This window comes from Mesorhizobium sp. B2-3-11, from assembly GCF_006442215.1.
Classification (GTDB): Bacteria; Pseudomonadota; Alphaproteobacteria; order Rhizobiales; family Rhizobiaceae; genus Mesorhizobium; species Mesorhizobium salmacidum.
The window spans coordinates 366680-379067 of the sequence record NZ_VFVS01000001.1; the positions used below are offsets into that span (position 1 = coordinate 366680).

Annotated in this window: 17 protein-coding genes and 1 tRNA gene; 10 read left to right on the forward strand and 8 right to left on the reverse strand. The window is 59.5% G+C overall.

Going from position 1 to position 12388, the window contains the following annotated elements; all coding sequences use genetic code 11:
* Window positions 1-10: 10 nt before the first annotated feature.
* The 3 genes from FJ960_RS01935 to FJ960_RS01945 are packed head-to-tail and all read right to left on the reverse strand — an operon-like array spanning window position 11 to window position 2614.
* Window positions 11-1432, reverse strand: coding sequence for a hypothetical protein (locus FJ960_RS01935; RefSeq protein ID WP_140711563.1), 1422 nt, complete (start codon window positions 1430-1432; stop codon window positions 11-13).
* A 10-nt stretch (window positions 1433-1442) separates the two neighbouring features.
* Entirely contained in the window at window positions 1443-1805 is a 363-nt protein-coding gene (locus tag FJ960_RS01940) for a hypothetical protein (RefSeq protein WP_140711564.1), read from the reverse strand.
* Complete coding sequence (locus FJ960_RS01945) at window positions 1802-2614, reverse strand: helix-turn-helix domain-containing protein (protein WP_181174128.1); 813 nt, start codon at window positions 2612-2614, stop codon at window positions 1802-1804. The genes FJ960_RS01940 and FJ960_RS01945 overlap by 4 nt, the downstream gene beginning before the upstream one ends.
* Before the next feature lie 95 nt (window positions 2615-2709).
* Between FJ960_RS01945 and FJ960_RS01950 the strand changes: the two genes are divergently transcribed.
* Window positions 2710-2925, forward strand: coding sequence for a hypothetical protein (locus FJ960_RS01950; RefSeq protein ID WP_140711566.1), 216 nt, complete (start codon window positions 2710-2712; stop codon window positions 2923-2925).
* A 49-nt stretch (window positions 2926-2974) separates the two neighbouring features.
* On the opposite strand, the gene FJ960_RS01955 is transcribed toward FJ960_RS01950, so the two are convergent.
* Window positions 2975-3196 (reverse strand): hypothetical protein, encoded by a 222-nt coding sequence (locus tag FJ960_RS01955; RefSeq protein WP_140711567.1) that lies wholly within the window; start codon window positions 3194-3196, stop codon window positions 2975-2977.
* Window positions 3193-3375 carry a helix-turn-helix domain-containing protein gene (locus tag FJ960_RS01960; protein ID WP_140711568.1) on the reverse strand — a complete coding sequence of 61 codons (183 nt, stop codon included), beginning with the start codon at window positions 3373-3375 and terminating at the stop codon, window positions 3193-3195. Before FJ960_RS01960 ends, FJ960_RS01955 begins: the two co-directional genes overlap by 4 nt.
* Window positions 3376-3483: 108 nt before the next feature.
* On the opposite strand from FJ960_RS01960, the gene FJ960_RS01965 reads away from it, so the two are divergent.
* From FJ960_RS01965 to FJ960_RS01975, 3 genes are all read left to right on the forward strand, one after another.
* Window positions 3484-3990 (forward strand): TraY domain-containing protein, encoded by a 507-nt coding sequence (locus FJ960_RS01965; RefSeq protein ID WP_140711569.1) that lies wholly within the window; start codon window positions 3484-3486, stop codon window positions 3988-3990.
* Window positions 3980-5137 carry a site-specific integrase gene (locus FJ960_RS01970; RefSeq protein ID WP_140711570.1) on the forward strand — a complete coding sequence of 386 codons (1158 nt, stop codon included), beginning with the start codon at window positions 3980-3982 and terminating at the stop codon, window positions 5135-5137. The genes FJ960_RS01965 and FJ960_RS01970 overlap by 11 nt, the downstream gene beginning before the upstream one ends.
* A gap of 96 nt (window positions 5138-5233) precedes the next feature.
* Window positions 5234-5323 (forward strand) — tRNA-Ser (locus tag FJ960_RS01975).
* 387 nt (window positions 5324-5710) lie between these two features.
* On the opposite strand, the gene FJ960_RS01980 is transcribed toward FJ960_RS01975, so the two are convergent.
* On the reverse strand, window positions 5711-6145 hold the full coding sequence (locus FJ960_RS01980; RefSeq protein WP_140711571.1) for a hypothetical protein: 435 nt from the start codon (window positions 6143-6145) through the stop codon (window positions 5711-5713).
* Window positions 6146-6729: 584 nt separating this feature from the next.
* Between FJ960_RS01980 and FJ960_RS01985 the strand changes: the two genes are divergently transcribed.
* On the forward strand, window positions 6730-6942 hold the full coding sequence (locus tag FJ960_RS01985) for a hypothetical protein (protein WP_140711572.1): 213 nt from the start codon (window positions 6730-6732) through the stop codon (window positions 6940-6942).
* Window positions 6943-7077: 135 nt separating this feature from the next.
* On the opposite strand, the gene FJ960_RS01990 is transcribed toward FJ960_RS01985, so the two are convergent.
* Complete coding sequence (locus tag FJ960_RS01990) at window positions 7078-7794, reverse strand: SDR family oxidoreductase (RefSeq protein ID WP_140711573.1); 717 nt, start codon at window positions 7792-7794, stop codon at window positions 7078-7080.
* 132 nt (window positions 7795-7926) lie between these two features.
* On the opposite strand from FJ960_RS01990, the gene FJ960_RS01995 reads away from it, so the two are divergent.
* Window positions 7927-8856, forward strand: a complete 930-nt coding sequence (locus tag FJ960_RS01995; protein ID WP_140711574.1) for a LysR family transcriptional regulator — start codon at window positions 7927-7929, stop codon at window positions 8854-8856.
* Between the two features lie 49 nt (window positions 8857-8905).
* Here FJ960_RS01995 and FJ960_RS02000 read toward each other — a convergent pair whose 3' ends face one another.
* The gene (locus FJ960_RS02000) at window positions 8906-9139 is read right to left on the reverse strand and encodes a hypothetical protein (protein WP_140711575.1); all 234 of its coding nucleotides are present in this window, start codon (window positions 9137-9139) and stop codon (window positions 8906-8908) included.
* A 321-nt stretch (window positions 9140-9460) separates the two neighbouring features.
* Here FJ960_RS02000 and FJ960_RS02005 point away from each other — a divergent pair, with 321 nt between their 5' ends.
* The 4 genes from FJ960_RS02005 to FJ960_RS02020 all read left to right on the forward strand — a co-directional run bounded on the left by FJ960_RS02005 (window position 9461) and on the right by FJ960_RS02020 (window position 12385).
* Complete coding sequence (locus FJ960_RS02005; protein ID WP_140711576.1) at window positions 9461-10258, forward strand: sterol desaturase family protein; 798 nt, start codon at window positions 9461-9463, stop codon at window positions 10256-10258.
* A 189-nt stretch (window positions 10259-10447) separates the two neighbouring features.
* Window positions 10448-11254, forward strand: a complete 807-nt coding sequence (locus FJ960_RS02010) for an alpha/beta hydrolase (protein WP_140711577.1) — start codon at window positions 10448-10450, stop codon at window positions 11252-11254.
* Between the two features lie 101 nt (window positions 11255-11355).
* The gene (locus FJ960_RS02015) at window positions 11356-12027 is read left to right on the forward strand and encodes a DUF2161 family putative PD-(D/E)XK-type phosphodiesterase (RefSeq protein WP_140711578.1); all 672 of its coding nucleotides are present in this window, start codon (window positions 11356-11358) and stop codon (window positions 12025-12027) included.
* A gap of 70 nt (window positions 12028-12097) precedes the next feature.
* Window positions 12098-12385, forward strand: a complete 288-nt coding sequence (locus FJ960_RS02020; protein WP_181174129.1) for a TfoX/Sxy family protein — start codon at window positions 12098-12100, stop codon at window positions 12383-12385.
* Window positions 12386-12388 lie beyond the last annotated feature (3 nt).

Sequence of the window (12388 nt, forward strand, 5' to 3'; positions counted from 1 at the left end):
CTTGGGCATCTCATCCGCCTCGCTTGACTGCTAGGCGCCACACCGCGCCGTCACCTGGTTTCACGCCTTTTGTGACCATCGTTGCGGCCCACAAGCTGCCGGCATATGTGCAGAACTCGTTTGGATGATAGGTCTTAGTCTCGTCGAAGATGCCGCTGTAGCCGAGCGCGTTCGACTCCAATTCGCGCACCCGGTCTTCCAGCTCGCTGAAGCGTTTGGCCTCCCAATACATCGCCGACAATGCCTGCGATCGCATCACGGCAAGCAGTTCGATGGAGACCGTCGCATCTGGCGAAATGCCGGATGCCGCCAGATCATTCATCAGTTTGATCTCGTAATAGGTGTCGAACGCCTCGCGCGCGTCTTCGATGCGCTGGCTATCACCGGCCTTGCGTGCGCCGCTTGGATAAGCCGGTTCCGGTGGCAACACTTGCACGGGAAATTGCCGGGCCGGTGCGGCTGGCATCGCCTTTTGCTGCCTGGCTTCGACCTTGGCCGCCGCTTCCTTCTGCATATCGATCAGGCCTGTTTCCAGCCCGACCTCACGCTCGGTGAGCGTGGCACGCTCCCTCGCCAACTTATCGGTTGCGGCGTTGATCGCGTTGATCAGTTGCCCGTCCTTGAATTTGTAGTAAGCGCGTCGCTCCAATTTTTTGACGGCTGCGTCGATTTCCTTGATGCGGTCTGCAACGCGCGAGATTTCGGCGGCTTTGGCCTTATCTGGCGAGATGGCTTTATCTCGACCGGCGTCTGCTTCGCCGGGACCGGCAAGGCCAGGAACAAGGATGGGATCGCCGCGCTTCCGAGCACGCCTCGCTATCCTCACAGGACTGCCGGGGGGCTTCTTGTAGACTGGTAGCGGCGGCGGAGCCGGAGCGTCCAATCCGGGAACAAAGATCGGATCACCAGCTTTCCAGCCGGGCGGTTCTATCTTCACGGCCCCATCAGCGAGCCGCCTGGTGACGTCGACAGCTGGCGGCGACTCGGCCAATTCCACTTCGGAAGAACGTTCCTCGCTGTAGACGGCGTCGACTTCAGCGTCTGGATTGGCGTTCGTCCATTTTTTTGCCAGACTGATTTCTGTGATCTGCCACTCGCGAGCGATGTAGCTGTTGTCCGACAGTCTTTCGGCGCGGACGGTCTTCGAGCCCACCGAACACGTAGGCCATTCGCCGCGCTCGATCTCTGCGAACACCTCTGCATCGTCAACGCGGGCTTTGAAGCGCAGCCGTTGCCCCTTGGGCTGCAATTCCAGAACCTGGCCGACTTGCCGGCTCTTGTCGTGCGATAGGTAAAGCGGCACAAAATCGTTCGTGAGGGTCACGCCGGCAGGATCCAGTCTTTCGCCGTCACCGTGGTTTCGCGCGGTCGATGACGCGGTGCCTTCGATGATGCGGTCTGCGGCGTGGATGATCTTCAGCGTCTTTGCCATGCGATTTCCTTTAAGCCCGATTCACCATGCCAGCTTCTGCAAAGGCACGACGCAACGCTGTTGCACTTTCTTCGTAGGCGGCCGGTGATGAGGCGGCGGCAATCCAGCTTCCGAGCGCCTTGCGCAGCGCCTTTCGATTGTCGGCCTGGTTGCAGGGAAGCCATCCGCCCAAAATCATGAACTCGGAAACTGCCACCTCATCGACATCGATTTGCAGGGGAACCAGCCCGGATCGATCGCGGCTGCGTTTTGCTTTCGAGCGTTCGGTGCTGGTCGTGGCACGAAGGGCGCCAGCGTTGCGTCCTGGCTCCCCTTCGCTCAAGAGCCTCTTTGCGCCGTTGGCGGCTTTCGAGGCCAATAGCTTCTCGCTCATGGGTGCTGCCCCCACGTCGGAACGCCGTCCTTATCGAAGCAACAGCCGTCTCTGCACAGTTCGGTCTGAAGTAGCCGATAGGCCCGGCCTGCAATGGGATCTCCGAGCTCGTAGCCTTCGTTAATTCTTTCCAGGCGCCTGTATATCTGTTCGGCCAAATCCTGCCTGAACAGCCTGCCGCTACTCACTTCCCGGTCGAGCTTGGCAACGAATGGGGCGTCGTCCCGCATGGAGAGGACGGCGCTACCTACGATGTCATCTGCATTCCCTGGAGGAGAATTCGCTGAATGCCCGGAGGGCTTCGGCGCAGTTTCCACTGCATTTCCTTTGGACGGCACCAAGGGTGCTGCAGTTTCTACTGCATTTCCTTTTAGGTTTAACCTAATTTCCTTATGTTCGGCATGTCTTTGATTTTCAACGACATCTCCAAAACCGTTGTCCCCTATCTCGGGGGTAATAGGTGACAGGATTGCCCCCTTTTGGGGGGCTGAATAGGGGGCAGGATTGTCCCCTAATTCATCTTTGTAGACGACATGCAGGGTGTTTCGTCGGGCGTCCTGGTCACTCTTCGCAACTAGCAGGAGATCGAACTCAACAAGTCGCTGAATCGAGCGCTTGACGGCTCGAACATCGCAGGCCGCCTCGGCTGCAATTTTCGTCTGAGTGGCAAAACAGCCACGACCATTGGCGCCGCCGCGATCGAAGAATGTGATAGCACCAAGGACGCGATGGTCGGTCCCGGTCAGGCGATTGTCGCGGCGCGCCGCGTTGGGCAGGCAGTAGAAGGAGCCCCTGGCAAGCTTGCTCACGAGCCACCTATCTTCCGCAGATGTGCATGCCGGCGGCGATGATGTAAGCGACAGAGAAATTCCCCGCTCAACACGTCCTCGTATCGATCGGGGTCGTGGTGAAAGTCGGTCGGCTCGGCACCGCATTCGGCGCAAGGCTCCCTGATCAACTCGCCTTTCTTTATGGCGACGGCGACCATGGCGTGAGCGTGGCGCGCGTGGCGGTTGCGGGCATTCCAGGCACGCTGGGCGTGCCAGCGCGGATCAAGCTGCCGTTGTGTGCTGTGATCGGATTTGCTATCGTGGAAACCGTCATTTGCTGGCAAGCGTGACGTTTCGAAGCCGGTGGTCGTTTGCTCGAACGACGCCGGCTTCTCTGCATTAAGAGGAGGTCGCAGCATTGGCGCCTCCCTGCCAATCAGTTCTGAGATTGGCGATACGCATCACATGGATGGCTTCGCGCGCCGAAAGGCCGAAGCGGCGGCGTAGCGCTGGAATGAACGGGCGTTCGCATAGTTGGTGATTGTCGACGAACCAGGCGACCGCCTCTTCAAGAGGCCCGGCGTCATTGTGGTCTGTGGTCATGACGGCGTGCTTCATCATGCCGCCTCGCCGCTCAACATCCTTTCGAGCGCGACCTTCGGGACCAGCAAACGCTTGCCGATCTTGATGCTTGGGATCTCGCCCTTGCGGGCGGCCTCATAGGCCTGGTTCCTTCCAATGCCCAGACGGCGAGATGCTTCTACAATGGTGAGAGTGGCGCGGCCAAGTTGGTCATTCATGCAGGGGCTCCTTTTCTGTACCTGCGCAGAAAATATTCTGGCCGTCCCTCCTTTACAAGCCTTTTCTGTGCCCGTATAGAAAATAGGCACAGGAAGGGAGTATCAAGCATGACGGTGGGTGAGAAGAAGCGAGGCCGCCCCACGAAGGCGCCGACGCCCGGTGAAAGGGTGTCGCTTGGCTTGAGGGTTACTGCCGAGATGAAGGAGCGCCTTGACGCCGAGGCTTCTAAAAACGGTCGGTCTCAAAGCCAGGAAGCCGAATACCGTTTAGAGAGATCGTTCAGTGACGAGCGACTTTTCACCAGCCCAGAAATCCGGTTTTGGGCGATCATGAAGGCTGGCCGGCTGGCGCAGGAGGGCCAGTTCGTTGCAGCTCAGAAAGGCCATACCGACTGGACTGACAAAGAATGGATGGCTGATCCTGACTGTCGGCTGAAAGCTTCCTTCGACGTCATTGATAGCCTCATCAAAGACGTCGTGGCGCTTGGGTCTGACCCGGAAGATATCGCGCTTTACATCGAGTCGCTGAAAGCTCGGTTCATCAACCACCTCGCCAGCGCCGGCAAGATCGAGATCAAGGCCAAATTCGACGAGGGAGAAACTGATGCGCGGTAACATCACTCGTCGCGGCAAGACGTCCTGGCGGATCAAATTCGATCTCGGCACCGATCCCGTTACAGGCAAGCGCCTGACCCAAGTCGCAACGATACGCGGCACCAAGAAAGAGGCCGAAGCCGAATTGAACCGGCGCCTCCATCAGGTCGACGAAGGCACCTTCGTTGAAAGGTCGGTCGCCACGGTCGCGGAATATTGCCGGCATTGGATCAAGACCATTGCGCCGGCCAAGGCATCGGCCAAAACCCTCGAACGATATGGCGAGATTGTCGAGCAGCACATTATCCCGCGCCTCGGCACCACTGCCCTGCAGAAGCTTGACGGCAGCAAAATCGATGAATTTTACCAACACCTACGGACTGCCGGCAGACGGGATGGCAAGGGAGGGCTTGCGCCGCAAACCGTCCAGCATATCCACCGGCTGCTTTCGCAGATCATGTCATCAGCGGTGAAGGCTCGGAAGCTGCGCCAATCGCCCATGGCGGCCGTCCAGACCACGCCCAAGGTTCGCAGGGAGGAAATCCAGGTTCTTGACGACGCAGAGCTGCAAGCCCTGTTGCGCCATCTGAAAGGCCGCTCCCTCTATATGCCGGTGATGACTGCCGCGTCGACGGGAATGCGGCGCGGTGAAGTGCTGGCGTTGCGCTGGAAAGATATCGATCTCGACCGCGCTACCCTACAGGTCGCCCAGGTTGTAGAGGAAACAAAAGCCGGTCTGGCAATTAAGGAACCGAAGACCGATCGCAGCCGCCGCACCATCGCCCTGCCCGCGCGCCTTGTGGTCGAGCTACGCCGGCATCGTAAGGAACTCGCCGAACAGCGCCTTAAGCTCGGGCTCGGCAAGGACGACAAGGATCTTGTGTTCCCGACCTATGACGGCCGGATGCGGACCCCTCGCCCATTCTCGAAAGAGTTCGCTCGGGAGGCGGAAGCCGCTGGCGTTCCGCATGTCACCTTCCATGGTCTACGCCACACCCACATTACGCATTTGTTGCGCAGCGGGGTTCCGGTGCACGTCGTCTCGGCCCGGGCCGGTCACGCCAATCCCTCGGTGACGCTAAACATTTATGCGCACATGCTGCCAGGACAACAGGAAGGCGCCGCCGCAGTGGTTGACATCGCCTTGCGCAGCGCCCTAGAGGAATGAAGCGCGAACGGTCTGCAAGGACTCCGGTACCAATCCGGTACCAACTGCCACAAACGGCAGGTTCGCAAAGCCTCTAAGCACTTGAAAAGCTTAGCAGGAGGGATGGCCGAGCGGTTTAAGGCACCGGTCTTGAAAACCGGCGTGGGCGCAAGTTCACCGTGGGTTCGAATCCCACTCCCTCCGCCAAGTCACGCCCTGAAAAGCCCGGAAACCATAGGGTTTGGCGATTTTTGGTTAGTGACCAACTAACCAACCTACCAGCCAGATCGATTCGGTTCTGGGTCCGAATTCCCCCAGGCGGCAAAGGCATTGCAGGATTTCAGGGGCGAAAAATAGGCTGCAATGGTTGTAGTCCTTCGATCAGCATTTCATGGGTCGCCAAAATAACCTGATACGTCGAAGATGTTATATCCAGCCGGAGGATTTCTCCCGACGCGTGGTGACAAAGGTTTTGTTCTCGAAAGAGTCCATAACTACGAACGTCGAACCGGCTGCTGCTTTGATCAGAGGTCCATCGGCCCCGGTTGTCACCCAATGCTCTTCGGGCTTCATAGCGTTTTCCGCCGAGTGGGCTCATGCATTGCGAGTTGTTTTGATAGTCGGAAAGGCGGCGTCGAATTGGGCGATGGCCTTTTGGGGGACGGAACTATTAATGAGAGCCGATGACAGCTGCGATCCGGCCAAAAAATCAGCCATTTCCTCAAGGGTCTCTTTAAAAAAATAAAGGCTCCTAATCGCGGAGTGAGCGCCTATATAGGTCCAATCTTTTGCCTGTTCAAACCGTTCCTTCGCGACTGCTTCAGGCCTTCTTTCCGTCGGGGCAGCATCGGCAATCGCTGAAAGATAGCGGCCGATTTCCGAAAATCCTGCATCAGCCAAAGCAATGCTTGTTTGCACAATTTCAACCTGACGTTTCGCAATTAACATGAGGTGGATCAGCTTATGCGCTGCTTGCTGCACATCAGATGCACCAAACCACAGTGGCGGAAAGTCTTTAGGCCTTGTCATTGGCGCTTCCGCGATTCGGACAACGTATCGAGCCGCTGTTGCAGATGCCCATTGAGCACGATCATTTCCTTTAGCGCCTTCACGGGATCACCCTTGTGGAGCGCTATAAATTTGTCGGCGATGGCTTGAAGCACTGCCTCTTGACGGCTGTCGAGCCTGACAATGTGGAAGCCGAACCCGCCGCGCCTTGACGCCCTGAATCAAGAAAACGCCCGCTACGTTTTGCGCAGCGGGCGCTAGTTCATGGGAGGAAATGAAGCGCGTGCGGTCAAGGGTGGCCCCCTTTACCCTCGATGACGATACGCCTCGCCTGGTTGCATAATAAGCGCGCACCAGTTGAAGCACCGCATTATCCGGGTTGCGTGACTTTTCCGCCACAGACGAAGAAAGCCCGGGCACCTGAGCAGCCGAGCTAAACCTGCAAATATTGAGTTTTGATGTGGGGGGATCGTGTTTCCTTTCAGTGCAGCAGCGGGGCGCCGACGACGGCCAGCGCTGCGGTGAGGGCGAGGAGCGGCAGCAAAGGCAGGGAGGCGGGTTGATCATGCCGAATCTAGATGCGGTTGGCCTTCAGCAGGCGTAGGATGGACTCGCGGGAGGGCATCTGGGAGGAGCCCTTTATGTTTGAAGTGCGGAGCTTTGTCGCCAAGATGGTGAAACGCGAGCGCGTAGCTGCCAAGCAGCGCGTGATGCCGCCGATAGTGAAAACACTCGCCGATCGGCCGGTTCACATCAAACCCCGGCCCGCCAAGAACAGACCGGCTCCGCCGCAGCATCACGCCGCCAGCAACATGTAGGCTTTCAGACGCCTGCACTTTCCGCACAGGACCGACGCTTAAGGATTGAGCGCCGACGCTCGATCCTTTCCCTCTTTCTCCAGAACCATCGTGCGGTGCCGGTGACGTTTGCGACGTTCCGCTTGGCGGGCCATATCACCAGGGGACGGTGCGGCCGAGATAGTCGACATAGGTCAACCCCGAGGTTCCCCGCATGGCAATCAGGACGTTCACAAGGCTGGGCACGCTTTCCTCGATGCTCAGCCGTGCATCTGGTCCGCCCAACTCAGTACGGACCCATCCAGGCGCCATCAGCACCATGGCACGCGATGTTGCGGCATGACGGGCCGCGAAGCTTCGCATGAGCATGTTCAGCGCCGCCTTGCTGCCGCGGTAGACCTCACGTTGACCTGTTTCGTTGTTGGAAATGCTGCCCTGCCCGGACGACATCACGCCGATCAGACCGGTCGCCGGGACAAATGGCTCCAGACCCTCAAGGACACGCATCGGGCTGAGTGCATTTGTGACCATCACGCGAACGAACTCGTCGGTCGTCACATCAGCGATCGTTTCAGCCGGGTTGTTTGTCACGCCGGCATTGACGAACACTATGTCGAATGCCCTGCCCGACAGCCGGTCGCGCAAGGCCGCGACCTGATCGGGCTCGCAGATGTCGACCGTCTCGATTTCGAGCCGGCCGTCGAACTCATCCGCGAGATCGTGCAGCTTGGTCCGGCCGCCGCTTTCCCGGATCGTGCCAACGACGTGCCAGCCTTTCCTGAGGAACTCGGCCGCCATTGCGTGGCCGAGGCCGCGCGATGCGCCGATAAGAAGGGCTGTACCTGATGGGGTGTTCAGAACGTCTGCGGACATTGGGCAATCTCTTTCGTTTGCTGGGTGACCGCAGATATGGGCAAGCGGAAGCCACGCGCCAGACGCGCCAAATTCAAACTATGATTGCATCCGGCGCTATGTCTGCCAGAACAGCTGCGATAAGGCTGTGCCATGGACAATGTGGACTTGAACCTTCTCGTGGCGCTGGACGTCTTGCTTGCCGAAGGCAGCGTGACGGGGGCGGCCCGCCGGCTCGGCTTGAGCACCTCGGCGATGAGCCGGACGCTCACGCGACTTCGCGCTGCCACCGGCGACCCGCTGCTCGTCCGGGCCGGACGCGGGCTTGTGCCCACGCCCCGCGCCACGGAATTGCGCGATCGCGTCCATGAGCTCAGCCGGGATGTGCGAGCTGTTCTACGGCCGCAAAACATGCGCCTGGACCTGGCCAAGCTCGAATTGACATTCACCATTCGCGCCAGCGAAGCATTCCTGGAATTCCTTTCCGGCCCGGTCGTGATTGCGGTCACCCGTGCGGCGCCCCGTGTTCGCCTGCGCTTCACACCCAAGCCCGACAAGGACGCGCGTCCGCTTCGGGAAGGTCTCATCGATCTGGAGATCGGTTTGCTTGGAACGTCCGCGCCCGAGATCCGCACCCAGTTCCTGTTCCACGACAAATATGTCGGCGTGGCCCGGGCCGGACACCCGCTTCTGACGGGCGCCTGTGTGACGCCCGAACGCTACGCCGCCTGCAAGCATGTGGTGGCATCACGGGAAGGAAATGTCGTCGAGCCGATCGATGGAACCTTGGTGAAGCTTGGCCTTGGACGCACCGTCGTGGTTGTCGTGCCCGGCTACCCCGATGCAATGCGGATCGTGCGCCAATCGGATCTGGTCGCGACCGTGCCGCGCTCGTGTTTCGGCAACGCCGGCGCAAGCGACCATGCCGTCACGGCGGGTCTCGAGAGCTTCGAGCTCCCGCTTCCCATTCCGGAGTTCAAGATATCGGCGATGTGGCATCCTCGCATGGATGCCGACCCGGCGCATCGTTGGCTGCGCGATACCGTCATGTCGGTCTGCCGGGCGGCTTATCCCCGGCGATGAAGTGTGATCGCGCAGCGATAGTAAGTCCAACGCCAAGGCGCCGACTTGCTCAGTCCGATTGCTGTGTGCGCTCCGCGATGGCAAATGCCTGCAGGTTCCTGGCCTTGCCGATGTCCTGGTCCGCGTTCGCGATGATCGAGAAGAAGGCTGCTCTCGCAATGTCCTTCTTGGAGGCCTTGGGGTGCGCTTTCCGGGCAGCTTTGACAAGCTGCTTGGGAGACATGTCGGGCGTGACGATCCTCATGAGAGTGTCGCCGATCGCACTCATTTCGCTTGTATCCATGATGGGCGTCCCTGTGCTGACCGCAATGCCACAATAGCAAGGACAACTCGCGACCGACAATATGGTTCTGGAAAATGAAAAACCCCGCCGGCAGGGACCGGAGGGGTTAGTCCTGGGAGGACGCGCGTTGCGCTGCGTTCGACAAGCGCGCGCCGACCAAGTAGCGCCAGCTTGCGACGCGGATGTGACACACGGCGAGTGCGTGACAAGCCGTGAGCATGACACAGGCGGCCGGCATCAAGCCTTTCGAAAGGAGAAATGTGGTTCTGTCGGAAACTGAAGCGCGGTTGGCGCTGGCCAAGGCAAGGCGATAGCGGTCGAATGGATATCTTTGGCATCAAGGGGCTGTTGATCTGCGCGCTGATCTTCGTTCCGTTCGAGCATCTGTTTGCAGAGCGACCGCAGAAGATCCTGCGCGACGGCTTGGGTGTCGACCTGATCTATATGCTGTTCAACGGCCTCGTAATAAAGGCAGTAGTAGTCCTGATCGCGGCGAACACGCTCGAAGCCGCTGCAATGCTGGTCCCGCAATCGGTAACGCACGCGATCGGCGGCCAGCCAATCTGGCTGCAGGTCGCCGAAATCATCGTGATTACCGATACAGGTGTCTACTGGGCGCACCGTGCGTTTCACGAAATCCCCGCGCTTTGGAAGTTCCATGCGGTCCATCACGGCATCGAGGAACTGGACTGGCTCGGTGCATTCCACTCTCACCCCGTCGACTCCATAATCACGAAGGCAATTTCGCTGACTCCGATCTTTTTTCTCGGATTTTCCGAAGCTTCGATCGCGGTCTTTTCCGTCATCTACTTCTGGCACACGCTGCTCGTTCATTCGAACTTGCGAATTCCGTTCGGCCCCTTGAAGTGGCTTATCGCCAGCCCGCAGTTCCATCGCTGGCACCATGCCAACCAACGCGAAGCCTATGACAAGAACTTCGCCGGACAGTTGCCCTTCCTCGACGTGGTGTTCGGCACCTACAATGCGACTGGCAACAAAGTGCCTGAGAAGTATGGCGTCGATGATCCGGTCCCCTCCAGCTACTTCGGACAGATTGGCTATCCACTGCTGCGCCGCAGGAAACGATCGAATCGGGCAATGCCGGAGAGCAACACCTGACGGCAGATATTGACCGCGGCTGTTGCCGCCCGATGCTGGCTGCTTCGCGCCGAACGGCGTTCAGGGCGGCAACACAATCCCACTTGTCGTGTCGCCTGATGGCAGCAGAAATTCCTTCGTGGGTTGGTGTCGGCGGGTGCCGGCGATAGATGTAGGTCCTGCGCAATTTGCCACGAGGCTGGTTTCGGCATGGATTATCGCGACGACGACCTCACGAAATTCGAAGCGCATGGCGCCGCTCCTTTGCCGGCCGCGGCGGACGAAGGTCAGGTGGAGCACGAGGGCGCAAAGATCTGGTACGCGACGTTTGGGACGGGTTATCCCGTGATCCTGTTGCATGGCGGCCTTGGCCATAGCGGCAATTGGGGATTTCAGGTCCCGTCATTGGTCAAGCACGGCTATCAGGTCGTCACCATCGACAGCCGCGGCCATGGACGCAGCACCCGCGACGAACGGCCGTACAAATACGAACTGATGGCCTCGGATGTCCTGGCGGTGATGGACCGCCTGCAATTGAACAAGGCTATCGCAGTGGGTTGGAGCGATGGCGCCTGCGTTGCCCTGATCCTTGGGATGAAGGCCGCCGATCGCATCGCGGGTGTGTTCTTCTTCGGCTGCAATATGGATCCCAGCGGCACGAAGGAGTTCGAGGCCAGTCCGGTCATCGAGCGGTGTTTCAGCCGGCACAAAAAGGACTATGCCGAGCTGTCGACCACGCCAGGTCAATTCGATGCGTTTGTCAAAGCTGTCGGCCTGATGATGAAGAGCGAACCCAATTACGGCGCCGCCGAACTGGGAGACATCGGCGTGCCCGTGGCGATCGTCCAAAGCGAGCACGACGAGTTTATCAAGGACGAGCACGCGATCTATCTGGCCCACAGCATACCGGGATCGGAATTGGTCATGCTGCCCGAGGTCAGTCATTTCGCGCCCTTGCAGCGTCCCGACCAGTTCAACCACGTGCTGCTGGCTTTCCTCAAAAAAATTCATCCTTGAGCCCTGCCGCACCGCTTCCGGAGTCCTAGCTCCGGGCCATGCACGCGAGACATCATTTCGCCTGCGAGGCTTTTCACGTCGAATCGGCTAAGCCTTGCGGCATGAACGAGACCTCACTTTATGCGCCGGTGAAGCGTTTCCTCGAAAACCTCGACTTCGTCGTGAAAGGCGAAATTGGCGGCTGCGATATCGTCGCGCTGCGCGAGGGAGAGCCCCCGATCGTCGTCATCTGCGAGTTGAAACTGCAGTTCAATCTCGAGTTGGTTCTGCAGGGCGTCGACCGCGCGGCTGCTTGCGATGAAGTGTGGCTGGCGGCGCGCATGTCGGCGCGTGGCAAGGGGCGCGAAAGCGATGCCAGGTTCCGCAACCTTTGCCGTCGGCTCGGCTTCGGCCTGATTGGCGTAACCGCCAATGATCGGGTCGAAGTGCTTCTCAGTCCGATCGCCGTGGCGCCGCGCAAGAATGCGCGACGGCGTTCTCGCCTTGTCGACGAGCACCAGCGCCGCCGCGGCGATCCTGTCGCCGGCGGAGGATCGCGCACTCCGATCATGACCGCCTACCGGCAGAGTGCCCTCGCCTGCGCCGCGGCGTTGGCGGACGGGCCCAAGCGCCCACGCGACCTGAAGGCGCTGACGCCGCTTGCGCCAAAGATCCTGCTGCATAATGTCTATGGCTGGTTCGCGCGCGTCGACCGCGGCGTCTACGATCTCACCGACGCTGGCCGTGCCTCGCTGATCCGTTGGCCGCAGGCCCCGGACAGTTCGCCAGGATGATCGTGAACGTGCTCTATGCCGTCGGTCATTTTGAGCGGGATTTGCCGATCGAACCAGGGGATGCATGGTGATGGTGCGCATCCAGGACATGCGAAACCTTGGCCCGGCGACGGCGCGGATGTTGGCGGAAATCGACATTGTCTCCGACGACGATTTGCGCAATCTCGGCTCGGTCGAAGCCTATCGTCGCCTGAAGTTTCGATTTGGCCGGCATGTGACGATCCTCGCGCTCTATGCCATGGAAGCTGCATTGTGCGACTGCGATTGGCGGAATCTCGATCAGAACACCAAGGTGTTTCTCCGACAACAGGTTGGCGCCGGCCAAGTCTTGGGGACGGCGTTACGCACGCCTCGCTGATCC